Annotated in this window: 20 protein-coding genes and 1 tRNA gene; 12 read left to right on the top strand and 9 right to left on the bottom strand. The window is 73.1% G+C overall.

What is annotated here, in order from left to right; translation table 11 throughout:
• Positions 1–68 precede the first annotated feature (68 nt).
• The 4 genes from JOF41_RS34620 to JOF41_RS34635 all read right to left on the bottom strand — a co-directional run bounded on the left by JOF41_RS34620 (position 69) and on the right by JOF41_RS34635 (position 4,407).
• Positions 69–1,040: a ribose-phosphate diphosphokinase gene (locus JOF41_RS34620; protein WP_189224344.1), complete on the bottom strand. Its 972-nt coding sequence runs from the start codon at positions 1,038–1,040 to the stop codon at positions 69–71.
• Between the two features lie 14 nt (positions 1,041–1,054).
• Entirely contained in the window at positions 1,055–2,530 is a 1,476-nt protein-coding gene (glmU, locus tag JOF41_RS34625) for a bifunctional UDP-N-acetylglucosamine diphosphorylase/glucosamine-1-phosphate N-acetyltransferase GlmU (RefSeq protein ID WP_189224345.1), read from the bottom strand.
• 65 nt (positions 2,531–2,595) lie between these two features.
• On the bottom strand, positions 2,596–4,221 hold the full coding sequence (locus JOF41_RS34630; protein ID WP_189224346.1) for a GGDEF domain-containing protein: 1,626 nt from the start codon (positions 4,219–4,221) through the stop codon (positions 2,596–2,598).
• A gap of 115 nt (positions 4,222–4,336) precedes the next feature.
• Positions 4,337–4,407: transfer RNA gene (locus JOF41_RS34635), tRNA-Gln, on the bottom strand.
• 540 nt (positions 4,408–4,947) lie between these two features.
• Between JOF41_RS34635 and JOF41_RS34640 the strand changes: the two genes are divergently transcribed.
• Positions 4,948–5,907 carry an acyl-CoA desaturase gene (locus JOF41_RS34640; protein ID WP_209623847.1) on the top strand — a complete coding sequence of 320 codons (960 nt, stop codon included), beginning with the start codon at positions 4,948–4,950 and terminating at the stop codon, positions 5,905–5,907.
• 104 nt (positions 5,908–6,011) lie between these two features.
• Positions 6,012–6,605, top strand: a complete 594-nt coding sequence (locus JOF41_RS34645; RefSeq protein ID WP_189224583.1) for a TetR/AcrR family transcriptional regulator — start codon at positions 6,012–6,014, stop codon at positions 6,603–6,605.
• Positions 6,606–7,019: 414 nt separating this feature from the next.
• Here JOF41_RS34645 and JOF41_RS34650 read toward each other — a convergent pair whose 3' ends face one another.
• Positions 7,020–8,153, bottom strand: a complete 1,134-nt coding sequence (locus JOF41_RS34650; RefSeq protein ID WP_209623848.1) for a PQQ-dependent sugar dehydrogenase — start codon at positions 8,151–8,153, stop codon at positions 7,020–7,022.
• Positions 8,154–8,344: 191 nt separating this feature from the next.
• On the opposite strand from JOF41_RS34650, the gene mfd reads away from it, so the two are divergent.
• Genes mfd through JOF41_RS34665 form a run of 3 tightly spaced genes read left to right on the top strand, consistent with a single transcriptional unit; the run spans position 8,345 to position 13,801 of the window.
• Entirely contained in the window at positions 8,345–11,908 is a 3,564-nt protein-coding gene (gene mfd / locus JOF41_RS34655) for a transcription-repair coupling factor (protein ID WP_209623849.1), read from the top strand.
• Positions 11,909–11,921: 13 nt separating this feature from the next.
• The gene (locus JOF41_RS34660; protein WP_189224350.1) at positions 11,922–12,866 is read left to right on the top strand and encodes a SurA N-terminal domain-containing protein; all 945 of its coding nucleotides are present in this window, start codon (positions 11,922–11,924) and stop codon (positions 12,864–12,866) included.
• Positions 12,863–13,801 (top strand): nucleoside triphosphate pyrophosphohydrolase, encoded by a 939-nt coding sequence (locus tag JOF41_RS34665; RefSeq protein ID WP_189224351.1) that lies wholly within the window; start codon positions 12,863–12,865, stop codon positions 13,799–13,801. The genes JOF41_RS34660 and JOF41_RS34665 overlap by 4 nt, the downstream gene beginning before the upstream one ends.
• Here JOF41_RS34665 and JOF41_RS34670 read toward each other — a convergent pair.
• On the bottom strand, positions 13,786–13,989 hold the full coding sequence (locus JOF41_RS34670; RefSeq protein WP_189224352.1) for a hypothetical protein: 204 nt from the start codon (positions 13,987–13,989) through the stop codon (positions 13,786–13,788). The two genes, JOF41_RS34665 and JOF41_RS34670, sit on opposite strands and share 16 nt — an antisense overlap.
• Positions 13,990–14,075: 86 nt before the next feature.
• On the opposite strand from JOF41_RS34670, the gene JOF41_RS34675 reads away from it, so the two are divergent.
• Both JOF41_RS34675 and JOF41_RS34680 read left to right on the top strand, forming a co-directional pair.
• Positions 14,076–14,909 (top strand): helix-turn-helix domain-containing protein, encoded by an 834-nt coding sequence (locus tag JOF41_RS34675; RefSeq protein ID WP_209623850.1) that lies wholly within the window; start codon positions 14,076–14,078, stop codon positions 14,907–14,909.
• Complete coding sequence (locus tag JOF41_RS34680) at positions 14,906–15,076, top strand: DUF397 domain-containing protein (protein WP_189224354.1); 171 nt, start codon at positions 14,906–14,908, stop codon at positions 15,074–15,076. The genes JOF41_RS34675 and JOF41_RS34680 overlap by 4 nt, the downstream gene beginning before the upstream one ends.
• A gap of 19 nt (positions 15,077–15,095) precedes the next feature.
• Here JOF41_RS34680 and JOF41_RS34685 read toward each other — a convergent pair whose 3' ends face one another.
• Positions 15,096–15,458, bottom strand: coding sequence for a VOC family protein (locus JOF41_RS34685; protein WP_189224355.1), 363 nt, complete (start codon positions 15,456–15,458; stop codon positions 15,096–15,098).
• Positions 15,459–15,541: 83 nt separating this feature from the next.
• Between JOF41_RS34685 and JOF41_RS34690 the strand changes: the two genes are divergently transcribed.
• The 5 genes from JOF41_RS34690 to JOF41_RS34710 all read left to right on the top strand — a co-directional run bounded on the left by JOF41_RS34690 (position 15,542) and on the right by JOF41_RS34710 (position 21,836).
• A complete protein-coding gene (locus tag JOF41_RS34690) occupies positions 15,542–15,967 on the top strand; it encodes a MarR family winged helix-turn-helix transcriptional regulator (protein ID WP_189224356.1) in 426 nt (141 codons plus the stop codon).
• A gap of 39 nt (positions 15,968–16,006) precedes the next feature.
• Complete coding sequence (locus tag JOF41_RS34695) at positions 16,007–19,180, top strand: S41 family peptidase (protein WP_189224357.1); 3,174 nt, start codon at positions 16,007–16,009, stop codon at positions 19,178–19,180.
• An 86-nt stretch (positions 19,181–19,266) separates the two neighbouring features.
• On the top strand, positions 19,267–19,809 hold the full coding sequence (locus tag JOF41_RS34700; protein ID WP_209623851.1) for a hypothetical protein: 543 nt from the start codon (positions 19,267–19,269) through the stop codon (positions 19,807–19,809).
• A gap of 21 nt (positions 19,810–19,830) precedes the next feature.
• Positions 19,831–20,940, top strand: a complete 1,110-nt coding sequence (locus tag JOF41_RS34705; RefSeq protein ID WP_209623852.1) for an SMI1/KNR4 family protein — start codon at positions 19,831–19,833, stop codon at positions 20,938–20,940.
• A gap of 44 nt (positions 20,941–20,984) precedes the next feature.
• A complete protein-coding gene (locus JOF41_RS34710; RefSeq protein WP_307867659.1) occupies positions 20,985–21,836 on the top strand; it encodes a lytic transglycosylase domain-containing protein in 852 nt (283 codons plus the stop codon).
• A gap of 330 nt (positions 21,837–22,166) precedes the next feature.
• On the opposite strand, the gene JOF41_RS34715 is transcribed toward JOF41_RS34710, so the two are convergent.
• Complete coding sequence (locus JOF41_RS34715; RefSeq protein ID WP_189224361.1) at positions 22,167–22,544, bottom strand: tetratricopeptide repeat protein; 378 nt, start codon at positions 22,542–22,544, stop codon at positions 22,167–22,169.
• A gap of 63 nt (positions 22,545–22,607) precedes the next feature.
• Entirely contained in the window at positions 22,608–23,333 is a 726-nt protein-coding gene (locus JOF41_RS34720; RefSeq protein WP_307867661.1) for an alpha/beta fold hydrolase, read from the bottom strand.
• Positions 23,334–23,397: the final 64 nt, after the last annotated feature.

Genomic DNA, 23,397 nt, shown 5'->3' on the forward strand with positions numbered 1-23,397 from the left:
CCGCGGGGAGGAGCCCTAATCGGGGTGCCCCGCGGGTGCTCACCGGCACCCGCGGGGCACCACCGGGCTCAGGCGTTGCCGTCGAACAGGCTCGTCACCGAGCCGTCCTCGAAGACCTCCTGGATCACCCGCGCCAGCAGCGGGGCGATCGGCAGCACGGTCATCGCGTCGAACCGCTTCTCCGCAGGGATCGGCAGGGTGTCGGTGAACACCACCTCGCGGGCACCGCAGTCGCGCAGCCGCTGCACGGCCGGGCCGGACAGCACCGGGTGGGTGGCCGCGATGACCACGTCCGAGGCGCCCTCGGCGAGCAGCTGGTCGACCGCCTTGGTGATCGTGCCGCCGGTGTCGATCATGTCGTCGATCACCACGCACAGCCGGTCCTTGACCTGGCCGACCACCCGGTTGGCGACCACCTCGTTGGGCCGCAGCGGGTCGCGGGTCTTGTGGATGAACGCGATCGGCGTGCCGCCGAGGGTGTCCGCCCACTTCTCCGCCAGCTTGGTCCGGCCCGCGTCCGGCGAGACCACGGTGATCTCGCGGCCCGCGTACTTGGCGCGGATGTGCTCGGCCAGCAGCGGCATGGCCCACAGGTGGTCCACCGGGCCGTCGAAGAAGCCCTGGATCTGCGCGGTGTGCAGGTCGACGGCCACCAGCCGGTCCGCGCCCGCGGTCTTGAACAGGTCGGCCACCAGCCGGGCGGAGATCGGCTCCCGGCCGCGGTGCTTCTTGTCCTGCCGCGCGTAGGGGTAGAACGGCATGATCACGGTGATCCGCTTGGCGGAGGCGCGCTTGAGCGCGTCCACCATGATCAGCTGCTCCATCAGCCACTGGTTGATCGGCGCGCAGTGGCTCTGCACGACGAACGCGTCGCACCCGCGCACCGACTCCTCGAACCGCACGAAGATCTCGCCGTTGGCGAAGTCGTAGGCCGACTGGGGGGTGACCGACACGTTCAGGTGCTTGGCGACCTGCTCGGTCAGCTCGGGGTAGGCGCGCCCGCCGAAGAGCATCAGGTTCTTCTTGGGTGTCCCGGACATCGTGGGGTTCACGGTCAGCGCCCTTCTTCTGTCTTCTCGTTCTGCGACGCCAGCGCGCGTTCCGCCGCGGCGGCGGCGGGCGTTCCGGACCTGCGGGTGAGGACCCAGCCCTCCAGGTTGCGCTGGGGCCCCCCGGACACGGCCAGCGCGCCGGGCGGCACGTCGCGCCGCAGCACGGTGCCCGCGCCGGTGTAGGCGCCGTCGCCGACGGTGACCGGGGCGACGAACATGTTGTCCGAGCCGGTGCGGCAGTGCGACCCGACGACGGTGCGGTGCTTGTTCACGCCGTCGTAGTTCACCGTGACGCTGGCCGCGCCGATGTTGCTGTGCTCGCCGATCGTGGCGTCGCCGATGTAGCTCAGGTGCGGCACCTTGCTGCCCGTGCCGATCTCGGAGTTCTTCACCTCGACGAAGGTGCCGATCTTGCCCGCCTCGCCCAGCCGGGTGCCCGGCCGCAGGTAGGCGAAGGGGCCGACGGAGGCGCCGGGCCCGATCTCGGCCCCGCTGCCGTGCGTGCGCACCACCGACGCGCCCGCGCCGACCGCGCAGCCGCTGAGCGTGGTGTCCGGGCCGATGGTCGCGCCCTCGTCCACGGTGGTGCCCGCGCGCAGCTGCACGCCGGGCTCGACCAGCACGTCCCGCGCCAGCCGCACGTCCGCGTCCAGCCAGGTGGTGGCCGGGTCCACCACGGTGACGCCCTCGCGCATCCAGCGCTCGACGATCCGGCGGTTGAGCTCCGCGCCCAGCCTGGCCAGCTGCACCCGGTCGTTGACGCCCTCCACCAGCCACGGGTCGGCGGTGACCAGCGCGCCCACCCGGCCGCCGTCGCCGCGCGCGATGGCCAGCACGTCGGTCAGGTACAGCTCGCCCTGGGCGTTGTCGGTGGACAGCCGGGACAGCGCGTCGCGCAGCACCGCCGCGTCGAAGGCGTACACGCCCGAGTTGATCTCGGTGATGGCCCGCTCGGCCTCGGTGGCGTCCTTCTGCTCGACGATGCCGCGCACCGAGCCGTCGGCGTCGCGCAGGATGCGCCCGTAGCCGGTCGGGTCGGCCACCACGGCGGTCAGCACGGTGACCGCGTTGCCCCGCTCGCCGTGCTCGACCAGCAGCCCGCGCAGCGCGTCGGTGTCCAGCAGCGGCACGTCGCCGTAGGTGACCACGACCGTGCCGGTCAGGTCGGGGGGCAGTTCGGCCAGGCCGCAGCCGACCGCGTGCCCGGTGCCCTTCTGCTCCTCCTGCACCGCCACCACGACCTTGCGGTCCAGGTCGGCGGCCAGGGTGTCGAGGTGCTCGGTGACCGCGGCGCGGCCGTGGCCGACCACGACGGCCAGGTGGGTCGGGTCGAGACCCGCCGCGGCCCGCACCGCGTGCTCCACCAGCGCGCGGCCGGCGAGGCGGTGCAGCACCTTGGGGGTGGCTGAGCGCATGCGGGTGCCTTCCCCCGCTGCGAGGACGATCGTGCTGACTGGGGTGGGGACACCCTCGAGCATCAGCGCTCTCCCTAGCTGAGTGCGTGCCTGCAGCGGGAAAGCCTGGCTCCCGCCAGGTGTCGATACTAAGCCTCCGGCGGCAGGTCGCCGGTTACCGCGGCGACCTGGCAGCCGCCCCGGCGCTTGGCCGCGTACATCGCCGAGTCGGCCCTGGCGAGGGCGTCGTGGGCGCTTTCGCGGGGGCGCACGGAGATCACGCCGACCGACAGCGTGACACCCCTGGACAGGTCGGATGGCAAGCTGGCAACGGCTTCCACGGCGCGGCCCAGCGCCGCTTCGGCGGCGTGCAGCGGCGCTCCGGGCAGCAGCACGACGAACTCGTCACCGCCGTAGCGGGCGACCAGGTCGTCCCCCCGCAGGGCCTGCCGGAGTGTGCTGGCAATCACCCGCAGGACGTCGTCACCCTCGGCGTGCGAGTGCTTGTCGTTGACCACCTTGAAGCCGTCGAGGTCGACCAGCGCGATGGCCATCGGGTTGGTCTGGGCGCTGATCAGCGCGGCCAGCCGGTCGTCCAGCGCGCGCCGGTTGGGCAGGCCGGTGAGCGGGTCCTGCAGCGCCTGCTGGGCGATCGCGCCGTGCGCCCTGGCCAGCCGCTCGTGGTCGCGCCGGGTGATCAGGGTCGCGGTGCGCGCCTCCTGCATCAGCCACAGCTCCACCTCCAGCGCGTTGGCGTAGTCCTGCAGCGCCGACGGGGTGTGCTCGCCGTGCGGGCCGGACAGCCGGGCGTACTCGCGCACCAGGCACAGCATCAGGGTGGGCTCGGAGGTGTCGTGCTCCAGGCTGGTGCGCGCGTCGTTGAGCACCTGCAGCGCCTGCTGGGGCAGCTCCTCCAGCTCCAGGCAGCGGGACAGCGCGATGGAGACGATGATCAGCTCGCGGGCGTACATCGACAGCTCGCGCAGCCTCCACAGCCGGGCGATGTGCTCCGGGCCGGGCTTGGCCAGCGCGTGCGCCGCGCCGATCACCGGCACCTGCTCGGCGGCCGAGCGGTCGCGCCTGCCGGGGTGCAGCGACTCCCGGAAGGGGCCCTCGACCGCCTCGGCGATGCGGGAGGCGGTGGTGAACCGGTCCGCGGCCTCCTCGAAGTTGTTCACCCGCTCCAGGCGCAGGCCCCAGCCGATCAGCATCCGGGCCCGGTTCATCAGGTGCACGTAGATCTGGTGCGGCCCGGCGCTCTGCCGGATGGCGTTGTGCGCCCGCGCCAGCACCTGGTCGGCCATCTCGTAGACGCCCAGCTGGGTGAGCACCAGGCCGGTGCTCTGCAGCGCCGAGGCCAGCAGCCGGTCCCAGGTGCGCTTGTCCAGCATCGGGTCCGGGGTGAGGTCCTCCTCCAGCATGGCCAGGCCGCAGGCGACCTCGGACAGCGCCTTGTCCTCGTACCCGCCCAGCAGGTAGCGACGTCCGCGCAGGGCCCGCGCCTCGGCCTCCAGCACCACCAGGCCGTGCCTGCGGGTGTGCGCCAGCATCTCGTCGAGCATCTCGTCGACCATGTCGACCAGGCCGGGGGTGACCAGCCGGACGATGGCCGAGGCGCGCAGCAGCTGGGCGACGATGCGCGGCTCGCCCCGGCCCTGCGCCTCGGCCAGGATGTCGTCCACCTCGTGGGCCGCTTCGAGCTGATCGGACAGGTGGCTGCTCTGGGCCACGGCCACCAGTTCGCTCGCGCGGCCGACCAGCCAGGCGTCGGACATCTCGTGGAGCGAGGGCGCCCCGTTCTCCTGCTCGTCGACCGTGTCCTCGTGCAGCGGCCCCCACCCCCCATGCGCGCGCAGGGCGACCGGGCCGGATGGCCGGCCCGGTCTCTCGCTCCGCCACCAGGATTCGAACCTGGACCATCGGAACCAAAATCCGAGGTGCTGCCTTTACACCATGGCGGATCGCCGCGAGGTGGTCCGCTCGCGCGCACACATGTTGTCACGAGTGCGGTCCCCAGGTCAGCAGCACCACTCAACTGGCCGTCTGCTTTTCGTGACTGGACCGTTACCTAGCGTGTTATGGCTGGTCAACTCGGTTGCTTGAGCGAACTGACAAACCCGGTCAGTGCCCTTTCGTACCCTCCCGGTCGGTGTTGCGGGACGCGGTGCGCTCCGCGCCGGACACCTCGATGTATCGGGCCGGCCCGTCCACGACCGCCTGGCCCATCGGTCACGCGCACGGCACGACGTCGTTCGCGGTAGATCGCCGCCAGAACGGGTACTCCGAGGTCATGCGACACCGGGAGAACGCCGGGGCCGGGCCCAGCTCCGTGGCGATCCCACCTCCGCATGTGCCCAGTTGCGACGTGACACGCCGGAGTTCCTGAGAACACGCCGTGAAAACGCGCGCAGCTCTGGCGGGCGGAGTCCAGCTAACTTACGCTGCCGTAAGTTACGGTGCCGTAAGTAGCACTCGACCGGACTACAACAAGAGGTAGTTGTATGACCAGCACCCTGGAGAACAGGTCCACGCCGCCGGGTCCCCCGAACAGGGGGCCGAAGCCGTTGACGGACGGGCAGCGCAGCAACGCCGAGCAGGCCGGCGTCTACGTCTTCGTCATCGTGCCGTTCCTGGCACTGCTCGCGGCCGTCCCGTTCGCCTGGGGTTGGGGGCTGGGCTGGGTCGACGTCGCTCTGTTCGCGCTGTTCTACTGCATCTCCGGCCTCGGTGTGACGGTCGGCTACCACCGCTACTTCACCCACGGCTCCTTCAAGGCCAACCGGGCGCTGAAGATCGCGCTGGCCATCGCGGGCAGCATGGCGCTGCAGGGCCCGGTCATCGACTGGGTCGCCGACCACCGCCGCCACCACGCCTTCTCCGACCGCGAGGGCGACCCGCACTCGCCGTGGCTGTTCGGCAGCGGCCCGGTGGCCCTGGCCAAGGGCTTCTGGCACGCCCACATGGGCTGGCTGTTCGAGCGCGACAAGACCAACAAGCAGCGCTTCGCCCCCGACCTGCTGGCCGACAAGGACCTGGTCAAGGTCGACAAGCTGTTCCCGCTGTGGACCGCGGCCAGCCTGCTGCTCCCGGCCCTCATCGGCGGCCTGGCCACGCTGTCCTGGTGGGGCGCGTTCACCGCGTTCTTCTGGGCGGGCTTCGTGCGGGTGGCGTTCCTGCACCACGTGACCTGGTCGGTGAACTCGATCTGCCACATGATCGGCGACCGCCCCTTCGCGGCCCGCGACAAGTCGGCCAACTTCTGGCCGCTGGCGATCCTGAGCTTCGGCGAGTCCTGGCACAACCTGCACCACGCCGACCCGACCTGCGCCAGGCACGGCGTCAAGCGCGGCCAGATCGACATCTCGGCGCGGATGATCTGGGCGTTCGAGAAGTTCGGCTGGGCGACCAACGTGCGCTGGCCCAACCAGCAGCGGCTGACCCGCATCTCCGCCAAGAAGTGACCTCCACCGCCCGCCCCTCGCGCCCGGCGCGGGGGCGGGCGTTTAGGCTGGCTGAAATGGCGGCCAGGAAGCAGGACGACGCGACGCCGGTACCGCGCGTGCGGATGACCGGCAAGGAGCGGCGCGAGCAGTTGCTCGACGTGGCCCGCGCCCTGTTCGCCGAGAAGGGCTTCGAGGTCACCTCCGTCGAGGAGATCGCGCACCGGGCGGGCGTGAGCAAGCCCGTGGTCTACGAGCACTTCGGCGGCAAGGAGGGCATCTACGCGGTCGTGGTCGACCGCGAGATGCAGTCGCTGATGGACCAGATCGTCAACGCCCTGTCCGGCGGGCACCCCCGCGAGCTGCTGGAGCAGGCCGCCTGCGCGCTGCTGGACTACATCGAGGGCTCCACCGACGGGTTCCGCATCCTGGTGCGCGACTCCCCCGTGGCCTCGTCGACCGGCACGTTCTCCTCGTTGCTCAACGACATCGCCTCCCAGGTGGAGAGCATCCTCGGGCTGCACTTCTCCCGGCAGGGCTACGACCGCAGGCTGGCCGCCCTCTACAGCCAGGCCCTGGTCGGCATGGTCGCGCTGACCGGCCAGTGGTGGCTGGAGGTGCGCAAGCCGAAGAAGGACGAGGTGGCCGCGCACCTGGTGAACCTGGCCTGGAAGGGCCTGTCCCACATGGACCACAAACCCAAGCTCCGCATCCGCTGACCCGCGAGTCGAACCCTCAGGACCCCCGAGTTCAACGCTCAGGACGACCACGCCCGCTCCCGGTGTCACCCACTCATGGGCGTGTCGGGCGTGTCGCCCCTGCGAGTCGCGCGTCCAGACACCACGAACCGAGCGTTCGCGCACCTCAACCCGCACTTTCGCGCCCTGCGCCGCGCTTCCGCCGCACCTCGGGTAGTACTTACCGGCCCTCCCAACTCCGCCGGGTAGTACTTGCCCACGCATCAGGGGCGCGCGCGGAGCGCGCAGCGGACTCCGCGAGCGCCGCTTTTCACCCCCACCCAACCCCAACGCTCAACTCACACGACCCGAACGCTCAGTTCGCGCGACCTGAGCGACGAACTCAGGGGTCCTGAGCGTTCGACTCGCGGTACCTGAGCGTTCGACTCGCGGGGGTCAGCGGGGGGTGAGTTTGAGGACCTTGTCGTCGGTGCCGTTGGACGTGGTCACGTAGAGCGCCCCGTCGGGCCCCAGCTCCGCGCCCCGCAGCCTGCCGAACGTGTCGTCCAGCTCGGGCGGGACCGCCACCGAGTGCACCCCGCCCTCCGGCGTCACGGTGAACAGCAGCAGCTTCGACCCCTTCAACGCGGTCACCGCCAGCACCCCGTCCAGGTCCCCCCACCGCTCGCCGGACAGGAACACGGCGTCGGAGAGCGCCTCGGTGGGCCTGCCGCTGGACCACACCGCCCGCACCGCGTCCGGGAACCGCTCCAGATCGGTCATGGGCACTTCCTCGTTGTACCCGCCCACGGTCCCGCCCCGCGACGGGTCCCACCCGTAGTTCGCCCCCTCGCGCAGCACGTTGACCTCGTCGTCCACGTCCGGGCCGTGCTCGGCGGTGAAGATCATCCCGTCCTCGCGCACGGCCACGCCCTGCACGTTGCGGTGCCCGTACGTGTAGACCGTCGCCTGACCGCTCTCGGGGTCGATCCGCAGCACCTTGCCGCCGAGGCTGGACCGGTCCTGCGACACCGCGGCCCTGGCCGTGTCGCCGGTGCCCGCCAGGATCGTGCCGTCCCGGTCCAGGGCCAGCCTGCAACCGGAGTGCCTGCCGCTGGGGTTGGCGGGCAGCCCGGCCAGCAGCGGGTCCGCGACCCGCTTCGCGGTGGTCCCGGTCAGCTCCCAGGTGACCAGCCGGACGTCCTGGGCGGTGTTGTGGCAGGTGGTGAACCGGTTCTCGCCCTGCACCACCAGCCCCATCAGCCCGCCTTCGCCGCGCGCCACCACGTCGGTGAGGTCGGCGTCCAGGTCGGTCACCCGCCCGTCGGCGACCAGGCTGATCTTCCCCGGCCGCTGGGTGACCAGCATCCGCCCGTCGGGCAGGAAGCCGACCTCCCACGGGTGGGTCAGCCCGGAGGCGACGGTCTCCACCGCCAGACCCTTGCCCGAACCCGAATCCGAGCCGGTGCTCGCGCCGGGCGCGCTCACCGTCGGGGCGCTGCCGCCCGTGGACGGCTCGGCGGTGCAACCCGCGGCGCTACCCGCGGTGATCATGAGCGCTGCCGCGGCGAAACCGGCGAGTCGGGCCATGCCGACCAGGATGCCCCATCCGGTGTGGGGTCCCCGTCTGCCACCCGCGCCTCGCCGCCCGCCCCGCGATCCCGGTGTCAGCGGGCGGGCGACCGCGCCGTCCCCGTAGGCTGGGGGCGAGCACCCCTGCTGAGGCCGACTCGTCCCGGGCAGGGGTCTGTCCGCGTTTCACCGCACGGGAGCTGCCGCACATGCCCCAGCCCGGTCCGCTGTCCGGTCTGCTGACCGCCGTCCTGCCCGACAAGCCGCTGCGCGCGCTGATCGACTCGGTCGGCGCGCCCGCGCTGGAACTGGAGGGCGCGCCCGCCGCGCGGCCGGTGGTGGCCGCCGCGCTGGCCCAGCGCGCGCCCGTGCTCGCGGTCACCGCGACCGGCCGCGAGGCCGAGGAGCTGACCTCGGTGCTGTGCGACCTGATCGGCCACGACGCGGTGGCGATCTTCCCGTCGTGGGAGACGCTGCCGCACGAGCGGCTCTCGCCCCGCGCGGACACCGTGGGCGCCCGGTTGCAGGTGCTGCGCAGGCTGGCCCACCCCGAGGGCAACCCGCTCAAGGTCGTCGTCGCCACGGTCCGCAGCCTCATCCAGCCGATGGCCCCCGGTCTGGGCGAGCTGGCCCCGGTGGAGCTGGCGGTGGGCTCCGAGCACGACTTCGAGCAGCTGCTGGTCCGCCTCGCCGAACTGGCCTACACGCGCGTGGACATGGTGGAGAAGCGCGGCGAGTTCGCGGTGCGCGGCGGCATCCTGGACGTGTTCCCGCCGACCGCCGAGCACCCGCTGCGGGTGGAGTTCTGGGGCGACGAGGTCAGCGAGATCCGGCCGTTCGCCGTGGCCGACCAGCGGTCGCTGCCGCAGGAGGTCGCCGGGTTCACCGCGCCGCCGTGCCGGGAGCTGCTGCTCACCGACGACGTCCGGGCCAGGGCCGCCGAGCTGGCCGCCCAGCACCAGGCCGACGCGCAGCTGGCCGAGATGCTGGACAAGATCGCCAGCGGCATCCCGTCCGAGGGCATGGAGGCGCTGATCCCCGCGCTGTGCGAGGGGGAGCTGCAGCTGCTCACCGACGTGGTGCCCGAGGGCACCCACGTGGTGCTCAACGACCCGGAGAAGATCCGGGCCCGCGCGCACGACCTGGTCCGCACCGGCCAGGAGTTCCTGGAGGCGTCCTGGATGGCCGCCGCGGGCGGCGGCAAGGCCCCGATCGACCTTGGCGCGTCCGCCTACCGGGGGCTGGACGAGGTCGCCGACGCCGCGCGCGCCGCGGGCAGGCCGTGGTGGACGCTGAGCCAGCTCACCACCGAGGGCGCGGACGTGCTGCGGCTGGAGTTCAAGCACGTCGAGGCGTACCAGGGCGACATCGACCGGGCCTTCGCCGACCTGCGCGCGCACACCTCCTCCGGTGGCACGGCCGTGCTCGTCGTGCCCGGCGCGGGCACCGCCCAGCGCGCCGCCGAGCAGCTGCGCGACGCCGAGGTGCCCGCCGGGTGCGTGGACGCGCTGACCGAGGTGCCCGAGGCGGGCAAGGTCACCGTGGTGCGCGGCGCGCTGGAGGACGGCTTCGCGCTGCCCGAGCTGGCGCTGGTGGTGCTCACCGAGACCGACCTGACCGGCGGGCGCGGCGGCACGTCCACCAAGGACATGCGGCGGATGCCGTCGCGGCGGCGCAACGCGGTGGACCCGCTGGCGCTCAAGGCGGGCGACTACGTGGTGCACGAGCAGCACGGCATCGGCCGCTACGTGGAGATGGTGCAGCGCACCGTGGCGGGCGCGACCCGCGAGTACCTGGTGCTGGAGTACGCCTCCAGCAAGCGCGGCCAGCCCGGCGACCGGCTGTTCGTGCCCACCGACCAGCTCGACGAGGTCTCCCGCTACGTCGGCGGCGAGCTGCCCACGCTGAACAAGCTGGGCGGCTCGGACTGGAAGAACACCAAGGCCAAGGCGCGCAAGGCGGTCAAGCAGATCGCCGCCGAGCTGGTGCAGCTCTACGCCGCCCGGCAGGCCGCGCCCGGCCACGCCTTCGCCCCGGACACGCCGTGGCAGCGGGAGCTGGAGGACGCCTTCCCGTTCACCGAGACGGTGGACCAGATGGCGGCCATCGACGAGGTCAAGGCCGACATGGAGCGCTCGGTCCCGATGGACCGGGTGATCTGCGGCGACGTCGGCTACGGCAAGACCGAGATCGCGGTGCGCGCGGCGTTCAAGGCGGTGCAGGACGGCAAGCAGGTCGTCGTCCTGGTGCCCACGACCCTGCTGGCGCAGCAGCACCTGAACACCTTCACCGAGCGGATGCGCGCCTTCCCGGTGAAGGTCAAGGGCCTGTCCCGGTTCACCGACCCGGCCGAGGCCGAGCAGGTCGTCGCGGGCCTGGCCGACGGCGAGGTGGACATCGTCATCGGCACCCACCGGCTGCTGCAGAAGGGCCTGCGCTACAAGGACCTCGGCCTGGTCATCGTGGACGAGGAGCAGCGCTTCGGCGTCGAGCACAAGGAGCACATCAAGGCGCTGCGCACGCACGTGGACGTGCTCACCATGTCCGCCACGCCGATCCCGCGCACGCTGGAGATGTCGCTGGCGGGCATCCGCGAGATGTCCACCATCCTCACCCCGCCCGAGGAGCGGCACCCGATCCTGACCTACGTCGGCGCCTACGACGACAAGCAGGTCGCCGCGGCCATCCGGCGCGAGCTGCTGCGCGACGGCCAGGTGTTCTACGTGCACAACCGGGTGTCCACGATCGAGAAGGCCGCCCGGCGCATCCGCGAGCTGGTGCCCGAGGCGCGGGTGGTGACCGCGCACGGCCAGATGAACGAGGACAAGCTGGAGAAGATCATCCAGGGGTTCTGGGAGCGCGAGTACGACGTGCTGGTGTGCACGACGATCGTGGAGACCGGCCTGGACATCTCCAACGCCAACACCCTCATCGTCGAGCGCGGCGACCTGCTGGGCCTGTCCCAGCTGCACCAGCTGCGCGGGCGGGTGGGCCGCGGCCGGGATCGCGGGTACGCCTACTTCCTGTACCCGCCGGAGGCGCCGCTGACCGAGACCGCGCACGACCGGCTGGCCACCATCGCGCAGAACACCGAGCTGGGCGCGGGCATGGCGGTGGCCATGAAGGACCTGGAGATCCGCGGCGCGGGCAACATCCTGGGCGCCGAGCAGTCCGGCCACATCGCGGGCGTCGGCTTCGACCTGTACGTGCGGCTGGTCGGCGAGGCGGTCGAGGCGTTCCGCAGGCACGCGGGCGCGGCCGTGGACGGCGAGGAGGAGCTGGCCGAGGTCCGGGTGGAGCTGCCGGTCGACGCGCACATCCCGCACGACTACGTGCCGGGCGAGCGGCTGCGGCTGGAGGCGTACCGCAAGATCGCGGCGGCGGGCGACGAGGCCGCCCTGCAGGCGGTGTGGGACGAGCTCAAGGACCGCTACGGCACCCCGCCGCTGCCGGTCGAGCGGCTGCTCGCGGTGGCCAGGTTCCGGCACACCTGCCGCGCCCACGGCGTGACCGAGGTGGCCACCCAGGGCAGCTCGATCCGGTTCGCGCCGCTGAAGCTGAAGGACTCGCAGCTGGTGCGGTTGCAGCGGCTGCACCCGAAGGCGGTCTACAAGCAGGCCACCGCCACCGTGTCGGTGCCTCGGCCGACCGAGGGAGCGGCGGGCGGCCGGATGGGCGCACCGCAGCTGCGCGACCAGGAACTGCTCCAGTGGTGCGCGCACTTCCTGGAATCTTTGTCGGGTACTCCCGTGAGCCCCGTCACGGGTTCGTGAGAAGGTATTTCGCGTGAGGACTGTGCAGAGGCGCTTCACCCTGGTCGGCGTGGCCGTCGCACTGCTCGTGGCGGGCTGCGGGTCCGGCCCGAGCCAGGTGGGCTCGGCCGCCATCATCGGCGACACCGCGATCCCGCTGGAGTTCGTCCAGCAACGACTCGACGACTACCTGGACCGCCGGGCGGAAGGCCCCGCGCTGCAGGGCCAGCCGGAGATGGGGCTGGCCGACGCGGCCCGCAACATCCTGACGTACAAGATCCAGCACGAGCTGACCCTCCAGCTGGCGCAGCAGGAGGGCGTGAGCGTCAGCGACGAGACGCTCACCGAGGCCATGGAGCGGCTCGGCGGCGGCGAGGCGGCCAGCGCGGGCACCCTGTTCGACGCGACCACCATCCGCGACGAGCGCGCCCGCGACCAGTACCTGCAGCTTGAGCTGGGCCGCAAGTACTTCGAGAAGCTGTCGGTCACCTTCGACTACTTCTTCACCAAGTCCACCGAGGAGGCCAGGGACAAGGCCGACGAGGTCGCCAAGGACCCGGCGAAGATGGCCGAGTTCATCCGCGCCGCCCAGCAGGAGGACCGGCAGGCGGGCGGCACCGGCGAGTCCGTGCACGCGGTGCAGTCGCCCGGCCTGGCCGCCACCCCGCTGTTCGGCGTGCCCGCGAACACCGTGGTCGCGTTCCCGCCGGACCCGGACTCCGGCCTGTGGATGGTGGCGCTGGTCAAGGAGCGCGAGACCGACGCCGAGGCGCCCGAGGGCGACACCGGTGCCGAGCCCGCCACCCCCGACGCGCTGGCCAAGGTGGGGCTGCGCCTGGTGCAGTTCCACGCCGACCGGCAGGACATCCGGGTCAACCCGCGCTACGGCGTGTGGGACTCCTCGCAGATGGCCGTCGCCCCCTCCGAGGGGCAGCGGGCGGGCTACCAGGTGGCCGTGCGCCCGCAGCGGGCGTCGTGACCGCTGTCGCCACGCCCGCGGTCGTCCTGCTCGACGACCGGCTGCCCGACCTGCTGCCCGCCGCCGCGCTGCCCGTCCTGCGGGCCGCGACGGCGGTGTACGCGGGGGAGGGCGTGCCGCTGTCCGAGGGCGTCGACCCCGCGCCGGAGGTCCTGCCGCCGGGGTCGGTGCTGCTGACCACCGACCTGTCCGAACCGCGGGCCGCCCGGCTGGTCGAAGCGGGCGCGCGGGTCGTGCGCGGCCCCGAACCGGAGGGCGCGGAGCTGCTGGAGGTGGTGTCGGTGATGGACCGGCTGCGCTCGCCCGGCGGCTGCCCGTGGGACGCCGAGCAGGACCACAAGTCGCTGCGGCAGTACCTGGTCGAGGAGACCTACGAGCTGCTGGAGGCCATCGAGGACGGCGACCGGGCGGCGATGCGCGAGGAGCTGGGGGACGTGCTGCTGCAGGTCCTGTTCCACGCCCGCATCGCCGCCGAGCACGCCGAGCCGTTCGGCATCGACGAGGTGGCCGCCGACCTGGTGGCCAAGCTGGTCGGCAGGCACCCGCACGTGTTCCAGGGCGGTGACCCGGCGGTGCACGACGCCACCTCGCAGCAGCACCGGTGGGAAGAGCTCAAGCAGGTGGAGAAGCGGCGCGAGTCCAGCCTGGACGGCGTCGCCTCCGGCCAGCCCGCGGTGGCGCTGGCGGGCAAGCTGGCCCAGCGCGCCTCGCGGGCCGGGCTGCCCGCCGACCTGCTGCCCGGCGGCGAGGGCACCGGCGAGCGGCTGTTCGCCACGGCGGCGCTGGCCAAGCTGGCGGGGGAGGACCCGGAGACCGAGCTGCGGGCCGTGGCGCGGGCCTTCGAGGCCAGGGTGCGGGCGGCGGAGAAGTCCGCGCGCGCGGCGGGCGTGACGGCGATGACGGCGCGCGACTGGCGCGCTCACTGGCCCGCCTGAGGCGCGTTCTCGCGCTCGAACTCGGCGAGGGCCGCGCCGCACTCGCGGATCAGGTGGCGCAGGGCTTCGGCGTCGGCGAGCAGCTCGAAGCCCTGCGGCCCGTCGAAGGTGAGCACGACTTCGTGCGGGTCGACGGTCCAGTCGATGCGCGTTTCCCGGCTGATGCGCGCCCACCCGTGGATGTCCACGTCGCCTCCCTTGGTTTCGGGAAGAGTGTGGCAGTTCCTGGGAATTCCCGCGCTTCTCGTTTGGGTGAATCCCTAGGGTGGTCCGCATGGAGAGCAACGCGCGGGCCCGGACCCTGGGCGCGGAACTGCGGGACCTGCGCAGGGGCAAGGGTCTGGGCATCGTCGAGCTGGGACAGCGGGTCGGGCTGAGCAAGAGCACGGTCAGCCGCGTCGAGCGCGGCGAGCGGGTGCCGACCGAGACCGAGGTGGCGTCGATCCTCGGCGCGATGGGCGTGGTCGGCGCCAAGCGGCGCGAACTGCTCAAGCTGGCCCGCGAGGCGGCCGGCTCCAACTGGCTGGGCACCGGAGCGGAACTGCCCCAGCAGCTCAAGGCCCTGATCGAGTACGAGCGCGTGGCGACCGCGATCACCGAAGTCGGACCGCTGCTCGTGCCCGGCTTGCTCCAGACGCCCGATTACGCCCGCGCGATCATGGTCGAGAGCGGACTGCCGCACGCTCACGCCGAGGCGCGGGTGGAGGTGCGGCTCGATCGCCAGCAGGTGCTCACGCGCGAGAAGCCGGTTCCCTACCTGGCGGTTGTCGATGAGTCGGTGCTGCGCCGCCCTCTGGGAGGGCGGTCCGTGATGGTCGAGCAAGCACGCCACCTGCTGGCGATGGTCGAGCGTGACAACGTGACCATCCGCGTGGTGCCTGCCCAGCGAAGCTGGTACCCCGGTCTGTACGGACCCTTCTCGTTGCTGGAGACAGCGCGCACCACCCCGGTGGTGCACCTGGAGCACTTGCGGTCGAACTTGTTCCTGGACAAGCCCGAGGACGTTCAGGCATACCTTGACATCAAGCCGACGTTGCTGGCCGCCGCCGCGAGCGTCGAGGACTCGGCGGAGTTGATCTCCACGTACGCGGAGGGACGGCACGGATGACCGTGTGGCGGAAGTCCAGTCGGAGCGCGACCGAGACCGCCTGCGTGGAGATCGCGCATCTGCCTGGCGGCGTGGCGGTGCGTGATTCGAAGAACCGGAGCGGGCCGGTGCTGGCTTTCCCGGCCCGCTCGGCGGCGAGTTTCCTGGCACGGCTGAAGCGGGTCTGATCCGGACTCGCGGGGCGGGTCAGCCGTGGGCGGTGATGGCGTAGCCCTCGGGGCCGATGAAGGTGAAGGTCTTGCCGAAGGGGCTGTCGCCGATGCCCTTGGCGATGGGGACGCCCGCGTCCGCGAGCCGGTCGTGCAGGGCTTGCGCGTCGTCGGTGCGGAACCAGAGGGCGACGCCGGTGCCGGGGCGCTCGACCGCGTCGAGGTCCACGCCCGGCAGCGGCTCGCGGACGGCGAACGGGACCGGTTCGGTGGTGAACACGACCGCGCCGGGCGGTGACTGGGGCGCGCGGCGCAGGCCCAGGTGGTCCTCGTAGAAGCGCGCGGCCCCCTCGACGTCGCGCACCTGCAGGGCGATGAAGTCCGGTCCGGTGACCGTCATGGTGGTGTGCTCCTCAGCTCGATGTCAGGACTTTGACATGACGGACCGTAGAACGCCGGGCGCGGGTATGTCAAACTCCTGACATGGAGGATGCGACCCAACGCCTCGGCTACCGCGTCAAGCGCGCCGCCGCCGCGCTGCGCGGAGCCCTGGACAGAGCGCTGCGCGAGCACGACCTGACCGTGCCGCAGTACGCCTGCCTGGAACTGCTCGACCAGCGGCCCGGCCTGTCCAACGCCGAGCTGGCCCGCGGCACCTTCGTCACCCGGCAGTCCATGAACACCGTCCTGCGCGGCTTGCAGGACAGCGGCCTGATCACCCGACCGGCCGCCGCCGACCACGGTCGCGCGCTGCCCGCCCACCTCACCGAGCAGGGCCGCCGCCGCCTCGACGCGGCGCGCTCCGCCGTCTACGCCGTCGACCAGCGGATGACCGACGCGGTCCCGCCGGAGCGCCTCGCCGACCTGCTCGCCGACCTGGACCGCATGGCGGCGGCGTTCGAGCGATGACCCGGCGGCGGACCGGTGATCGCCGCTAACGTCGATGAGGTGACCGAACCCGCCTACCTCCGCTTCCCGCACCTGCACGGCGACCTCGTCACCTTCGTGGCCGAGGACGACGTGTGGCTGGCTCCGATCGACGGCGGCCGGGCCTGGCGCGCCTCCGCCGACCAGGTGCCGGTGTCGAACCCCCGCTTCTCCCCGGACGGCTCGCTGCTGGCCTGGACCAGCACCCGCGACGGGGCCCCTGAGGTGCACCTCGCGCCCGTCGCGGGAGGACCCGCCACCCGCCTCACGCACTGGGGCGACCACGGGACGAGCGTGTGCACGTGGACCCCGGACGGCGAGGTCGTCGCGGTCACCACCGCCGGGCAGGCCACCTCGAACCGGCAGTGGGCGCACGCCCTGCCGGTCGACGGCGGCCCGCCGCGCAGGCTGCCGTTCGGCTGGGTCGGCGACGTGGCCTTCGGGCCGTCCGGGCAGGTCGTGGCGACCAGCGTCTACGGCCACGACCCGGCGTGGTGGAAGCGCTACCGGGGTGGCGCGGCGGGCAAGCTGTGGGTGGACACCGCCGGGGGCGGCGAGTTCCGCCGCGTCCTGTCCGAGCTGACCTCCTCGCTGACCGCGCCCATGTGGGTGGGCGAGCGCATCGCCTTCCTGTCCGACCACGAGGGCGTGGGCAGCGTGTACTCGGTCCGCCCCGACGGCACCGACCTGCGCAGGCACACCGAGCAGGAGTTCTACGCCCGCGCCGCGACCACCGACGGCACCCGCGTCGTCTACCAGTGCGCGGGGGAGCTGTACCTGCTGGACGGCCTGGACGCCGAGCCGCGCAGGCTGGACGTGGTGCTCGGCGGCCCCCGCACGGCCCGCGCGCCCCGGCCGATCACGCCCAGCCCCGACGACGTGCACCCGGACCGGACCGGCCGGGCCAGCGCGGTCGAGGTGCGCGGCACGGTGCACTGGGTGACCCACCGGGACGGGCCGGTGCGGGCGCTGGCCGAGCAGCCGGGCGTGCGGGCCCGGCTGCCCAGGGTGGTCGGCGACGGCGTGGTGTGGGTGACCGACGCCGAGGGCGAGGAGGGCCTGGAGTTCGCGCCCGCGAGCGGGGTCGAGCCGGGCAACGCGCCGCGCCGGGTGGCCGTGGGCAGGCTGGGCCGGGTGCTGGAGCTGGAGGTGTCCCCGGACGGGCGCAGGCTCGCGGTGGCCACCCACGACGGGCGGCTGCTGCTGGTGGAGGTGGAGTCCGGCGAGGTCCGCGAGGTGCTGCGCGGGGCCAACCCGCACGTCAGCGACCTGGCCTTCTCGCCGGACTCGAACTGGCTGGCCTGGTCGCACCCCGGCCCCGACCCGCTGCGGCACATCCGGATGACCAACACCACCGACCTGTCCGTGGTGGACGTGACGCCGCTGCGGTTCTCCGACTTCTCGCCCGCGTTCACCGAGGACGGCCGCTACCTGGCCTTCCTGTCCGTGCGCAGCTTCGACCCGGTCTACGACGCGCACGTGTTCGACCTGTCCTTCCCCACCGGCTGCCGCCCGTACCTGCTGCCGCTGGCCGCCACCACGCCCTCGCCGTTCGACCCGATGCGGCTGGGCCGCCCGGTCGGCGACGACTCCGGCGACAAGGACAAGGACAAGGACGAGGAGAACCCGATCACCGTCGTGGACCTGGACGGCCTGGCCGACCGGGTGGTGACGGTGCCGGTGCCCGCCGCGCGGTACTCCGCGCTGACCGCCGCCAAGGGCGGCCTGCTGTGGCTGCGCAGCCCGCTGCGCGGCGTGCTCGGCGACAACCTGGCCAGTCCGGACGCCCGCCCGCCGCGCGCCGTGCTGGAGCGGTTCGACCTGGCCAAGACGCGCACCGACGTGCTGGTGGACGGCGTGGACGGGTTCGCGGTGACCGGCGACGGGCAGCGCATGGTGGTCTTCGACGGCGACGACCTGCGCGTGGTGCCCACCGACCGCAAGGTCGACACCGACGAACCCGACTCGGTCGAGGTGGACCTGTCCCGCGTTCGGGTGGTGGTCGACCCCGCCGCGGAGTGGCGGCAGTCCTACGCCGAGACCGGTCGGCTGATGCGCGACCACTTCTGGCGCACCGACATGGGCGGCGTGGACTGGGCGGGCGTGCTGGCCAGGTACCGGCCGCTGGTGGACCGGCTGGGCAGCTACGACGACCTGGTGGACCTGCTGTGGGAGGTGCAGGGCGAGCTGGGCACCTCGCACGCCTACGTCATCCCGGCGCGGCGCTCCAGGGGGCGCGGGGTCGGCCTGCTCGGCGCGGACCTGGAGCGCGACGAGTCCGGCGCGTGGCGGGTGGTGCGGGTGATCCCCGGCGAGACCTCCGACCCGGCCGCTCGCTCGCCGCTGGCCGCGCCGGGGGTCGCGGTGCGGCCCGGCGACGCGGTGGTGGCCGTGGACGGCCGCCAGGTCGACCCGCTCACCGGCCCCGCGCCGCTGCTGGTCGGCACGGCGGGCAAGCCGGTGGAGCTGACCATCCGGCCCGGCGGCGGGGGCGAGCCGCGCCGCGTCGTGGTGGTGCCGCTGGCCGACGAGGGGGCGCTGCGCTACCACGCCTGGGTGGCCGACCGGCGCGCCCGCGTGCACGAGCTGTCCGACGGGCGGGTGGGCTACCTGCACGTGCCGGACATGATGGGCGCGGGCTGGGCGCAGCTGCACCGCGATCTGCGGGTGGAGGTCGCCCGTGACGCGGTGGTGCTGGACGTGCGGGAGAACGCGGGCGGGCACACCTCCCAGCTGGTGGTGGAGAAGCTGGGGCGCAAGGTCATCGGCTGGTCGGTGGCCCGCGGCTACACCACTTCCGAGAGCTACCCCGGCGACGCGCCGCGCGGCCCGGTGGTGGCCATCGCCGACGAGTTCGCCGGGTCCGACGGCGACATCGTCAACGTGGCGATCAAGGAGATGGGCATAGGCCCGGTCGTGGGCACCCGGACGTGGGGCGGTGTGATCGGCATCGACATGCGGTACACGCTCGTGGACGGCACCCTGGTCACCCAGCCCCGGTACGCGTCGTGGTTCGCAGGCCACGGCTGGGGCGTGGAGAACCACGGCGTCGACCCGGACGTCGAGGTGGTGATCACCCCGCAGGACCGGGTGGCCGGGCGCGACCCGCAGCTGGACACCGCGGTCCGGCTGGCCCTGGAGGCGCTGGAGGCCCGGCCCGCCGCGAGGCCGCCGCAACTGCCCCCGCTCACCTGATCGAGTCCACCCCATCGGGCAGTGTCCCGGAGCCGCTCCCGAACCGATCACCAAGATGTGGTCAAGATCGGTTCGGGGGTGGGGGTGTGAGTCACCGGGAGTCGCCGCGAACCGGGCGCGGCTGCTTCTCGGCCGTGCTGGTGCTGCCGCTGGTGCTGCTGGGCGGTGGTGTGGCGCTGCTGGTGCTGTTCGGGTGGGGCGAGCGAGCCCGCGTGCCGCGCGGCGAGGTCGAGGTGGCCGACCTGCCGGCAGTGGTCAGCACGCGGCCCGGCCCGCCCGCCGTCACGCTCACCCACGTCGAGCAGCCCGTGGCGCTGCGCGAGGTGGCTCACGTCGAGCCACCGCCACCACCACCGCCTCCCCGACGGACCCCGGCCAGGGGAGTGGTGCCGACGCGGGACGCGCCGCCGCCCGTCGCCGCGGTGGACACACCGCCGGCGGAGCCGCCCGCTCACCTGGAACAGCGGCAGTTGGTGCGGACGGAGACGCCGACGACCACGCCCTCGCGGCGGCTGCTGAGTCCGGTGTTGCCACCGCCGTCCACCACCGAGGCCGCCGAAGTGCCCCTGGGGCGCGCGGCCGTGGAGCCCTCGGGCACCGAGTCCCCGATCCCGCCCACGACGACCTGATCCGCGTGCCACCATGCGGGCGTGGACTCCTTCTCCGCCCTGGTCGGACCCGCGCCCGCGCCGGTCCCGGTGGACTGGGCGGCCGTGGAGGCGTGGCTGGGCCTGCGCCTGCCCGGCGACTACAAGGAGTTGGCGGGCACCTTCGGCCCGCTGGACGTCGGCGACTTCCTGTGGCTGCACGTGCCGTGCTCGCGCGTGGGCCGGTTCGACTACGGGGTGTGGCTGGGCGAGGCGCACCGGGTGTGCCGGGTCAGCTCCCGCGACGCGGGGTTCGCCGTGCCGGACGGCCTGCTGGCGTGGGGCGTCACCCGCGCGTCGAGCTACCTGTTCTGGGACACCACGGCCTCGGCGGACCCGGACCGGTGGCCGGTGGTGGTGTTCGAGATGGATGCCGCCGAGCGCGGCGTCGACCCCTGGTACGACTACGGTCTGCCGGTGACCGCCGCGCTGACCCTGGCCGTGGCCGAGGGGCTGCCGCTGCCCAGCGGACGCGACCTCGGCCCGCTGCCCGCGACCGCCCGGCGCACCGCGTTCCTGGTCGGCGCCTCGCCGTGGACCCCGCCCCCGCCCGAGCCCGAGGTGCCCGAGGCCCGCCGGGCCGCGCTGGTGCGGGGCAGCGGCCTGGCGGCGCTGTGCGCCCTGGTCGTGCCGCCGGAGCGGCCGAACCTGGGCGGTGGCACGTGGGACTGGCTGGCGGCCGAACTGGGCACCGCGCTGCCCGCCGAATTCGTGGCGCTGATGCGGCGCTACGGGGCGGGTTCGTGGGCGGGGCACTGGCTGTTCCCGGCTCCGCTGGCCGAGGACGGCCTGCTCGCGCACGTGGCGGGCGTCCGCCGCACCTACCGCGAACTGCGCGACGCGCACCCGGAGTTCTACCCGCTGGGCGCGTTCCTGCCGATCGCGCACTCGATCGACGGCGACGTGCTGGCGTACCTGACCGGGGGTGACGACCCGGAGAGCTGGCCGCTGGTGGCCTGGCCCCGGCACGCCGAGCAGGGTCCGCCGCTGCCGCACGGCCTGGTCACGACGTTGCTGGAGTGGTTGCGCGGCCGGTTCCGCACCGCCGGGTTCGCCCGGTTCGACCAGGAGGACGACCTGGTGGAGCACGCCGTTTTCCGGCCTTCGCCGTAACCGCACCACCCGAAAAAGCTTCAACTACGACGTAGCCTGGGATGGTGGTCGTCTCGCCGCCGTCCGAGGTCGAAACCCGCCGTCCGGCCAGGGGTCGCGTCGACAACCTCCTGGGCCGCCTGCTGCTCGTGCTGCTCCTGCTCGCCGTGGTCGCGGGCGGGGCATGGGCCCTGAGCAGGTTCGACCGCAGGTCCCCGCAGTTCGCCGACCCGCCGTTCCCGGTGCCGTTCCAACAGGTCGAGCCCGGCTCCCAGGCGCCGGAGCAGGGCGGCCAGGTGCCCACCTCCCAGCAGCCCCAGGCCTCGCCCGCCCAGCAGAGCGCGGGCGTCGAGCCCCTGGAGGCGTGGGCGCGGCAGATGGCGGAGAAGACGGACATCCCGGTGCGGGCGCTGCGCGCGTACGCCATGGCGGACCTGCTGATGAGGGCGCAGAGCCCGGCGTGCCGGATCTCGTGGGCCACCCTGGCGGGCATCGGCCGCGTCGAGTCGCACCACGGCACCATCGGCGGTCTCCGGCTGGGCGAGGACGGCAGGCCGTCCGACCCGATCATCGGCATCCCGCTGGACGGCAGACCGGGCGTCAAGGCCATCCCCGACAGCGACGGCGGCACCCTGGACGGCGACACGCAGTGGGACCGCGCTGTGGGGCCGATGCAGTTCATCCCCACCACGTGGGCCAGGTACGCGGTGCGCGCCAACGGCGACGGCAACTCCCCGGACCCGCAGAACATCGACGACGCCGCCCTGGCCGCCGCCCGCTACCTGTGCTCGGGCAACCGCGACCTGGCCACCGGCGAAGGCTGGTGGGCGGCCGTGCTGACCTACAACCAGTCCGTCGAGTACGGCCAGAACGTCTTCAGCGGTGCCGACGCCTACGCCCGAGCCAGCACCCCCTGACCCCGCGAGTTCAACCTTCAGACCGCACACGCCCGCTCCCGGTGTCACCCACCTATGGGCGTGTTGGGCGTGTCGCCCCCGCGAGTCGAACGCTCAGAACCCCCGAATTCAACATTCGCGCACCCCGACCCGCGCTTTCGCGCCCTGACCCGCGCTTTCGCGCCCTGACACGCGCTTCTCGCGCCCCAGCCCGCGCCCGCTTCCGCGCCCCTCGGGTAGTAGTTACCAGCCCACTTAACCCCGTCGGGTAGTACTTGCCCACGCACCAGAGGGGCGCGCGCAGCGGCGCGACCCGCCATCCTTGGCGACCTGCCGCGCGGCTCGTGGGGGTCAGCGGTCGCGTTCCACGGCGAGGCGGGCGCTGACCTCGCCCAGGGCTTCCTGGTACTCCGGGGTCGGGTTCATCGCCGCGGCCATCCGCAGCTGCGCCAGCGCCTCCGGCAGCCTGCTCTGCCGCTGCAGCGTCCGGCCCAGCGCGAACCGCGCGTAGTAGTCGCTGGGGTCCAGCTCCAGCACCTTGCGGAACGCCTCCTCGGCGCGCTTGAGCTGGGCGGAGCCCAGGTAGGCCCGCCCGGCCAGCAGCTGCACGCTGCGCTGGTCCGGCGCCGCGTCGAGCACGGCCTTCAGCTCGCGCAGGGCCTCCAGCGGACGGCGGTCCGCCAGCAGGGCCTCCGCTCGGCGGAAGGCGTCGAAGGTGCTGTCGCTCATGGTCCGATCAACGCTACCCGCGCGACCGGCCCACCTTCGACTGCCGACCGGATGACGGGATGTTCACCTCAGCAGCTCCAGCACCGGGTCGAGCGCCGAGGGCGCTTCCACGTGCGCGTTGTGCCCGACACCGGGCAGCACCAGCCCGTTCGGGTCGGCGGCGAGCAGATCAGCGGGTGGGCACATGTGGTCGTCGGCTCCCGCCGCCAGCACCGTCCGGTCGGCCTTGCTGACCGCCAGCAGCCCCGGCACGTCCGGCGCGCCGACCGCGAACGCCGCCGGGTCCAGCGCGGCCCGCCACCCGCCGGGCCCACCGCCGAGCCCGCCGTCAGCGCCGGTGACGCCTTCGGACAGCGGCACCCCGGCCAGTCGGGACGCCCACGCCTCGGCGTCCTCGCGGGAGTCGAACACCTTCGGGGGCCTGCGCGCGACCTCGGCGGCCTTGGCCAGCTCCTCGGGCGTCCACAGCAGCTTGACGCCCAGCCCGGCGACCGCGCGCACCTCCACCCCGAACCACCCGCTGGCCAGCGCCAGCGCGACCACCCCGCCCAGCGAGTGCCCCAGCACCGCCACCGGTCCGGCCGGGATCGCCGGCGCCACGGCCGCCGCGAGCGCGCCGAACGAGTACCTGGTCAACGGGTCGGAACGGCCGTGACCTGGGAGATCGGGAACGATCCAGGAACCGGGCCAGCGCGGCGCCACCTCCCGCCACACCTCGCCGGTCGCCCCCAGCCCGTGCAGCAGCACCAGCGCGGGACCTTCGCCACCCGTTCGCACGTGGACCGACACACCGGAAGTCTGCCAGTGCGGCGGCGGAGCGCAGAAGTCACCAACTAGTCTCGTCACCGATACA

The sequence above is a fragment of the Saccharothrix coeruleofusca genome, from assembly GCF_017876325.1.
GTDB classification, from domain to species: Bacteria; Actinomycetota; Actinomycetes; order Mycobacteriales; family Pseudonocardiaceae; genus Actinosynnema; species Actinosynnema coeruleofuscum.

Bases quoted from the DNA above. Each gene is read 5' to 3' on its own strand.
- JOF41_RS34620 (WP_189224344.1), bottom strand. From the start codon at position 1,040: ATGTCCGGGACACCCAAGAAGAACCTGATGCTCTTCGGCGGGCGCGCC.
- glmU (WP_189224345.1), bottom strand. From the start codon at position 2,530: ATGCTCGAGGGTGTCCCCACCCCAGTCAGCACGATCGTCCTCGCAGCG.
- JOF41_RS34630 (WP_189224346.1), bottom strand. From the start codon at position 4,221: ATGTCCGACGCCTGGCTGGTCGGCCGCGCGAGCGAACTGGTGGCCGTG.
- JOF41_RS34640 (WP_209623847.1), top strand. From the start codon at position 4,948: ATGACCAGCACCCTGGAGAACAGGTCCACGCCGCCGGGTCCCCCGAAC.
- JOF41_RS34645 (WP_189224583.1), top strand. From the start codon at position 6,012: ATGACCGGCAAGGAGCGGCGCGAGCAGTTGCTCGACGTGGCCCGCGCC.
- JOF41_RS34650 (WP_209623848.1), bottom strand. From the start codon at position 8,153: ATGGCCCGACTCGCCGGTTTCGCCGCGGCAGCGCTCATGATCACCGCG.
- mfd (WP_209623849.1), top strand. From the start codon at position 8,345: ATGCCCCAGCCCGGTCCGCTGTCCGGTCTGCTGACCGCCGTCCTGCCC.
- JOF41_RS34675 (WP_209623850.1), top strand. From the start codon at position 14,076: ATGGAGAGCAACGCGCGGGCCCGGACCCTGGGCGCGGAACTGCGGGAC.
- JOF41_RS34680 (WP_189224354.1), top strand. From the start codon at position 14,906: ATGACCGTGTGGCGGAAGTCCAGTCGGAGCGCGACCGAGACCGCCTGC.
- JOF41_RS34685 (WP_189224355.1), bottom strand. From the start codon at position 15,458: ATGACGGTCACCGGACCGGACTTCATCGCCCTGCAGGTGCGCGACGTC.
- JOF41_RS34690 (WP_189224356.1), top strand. From the start codon at position 15,542: ATGGAGGATGCGACCCAACGCCTCGGCTACCGCGTCAAGCGCGCCGCC.
- JOF41_RS34715 (WP_189224361.1), bottom strand. From the start codon at position 22,544: ATGAGCGACAGCACCTTCGACGCCTTCCGCCGAGCGGAGGCCCTGCTG.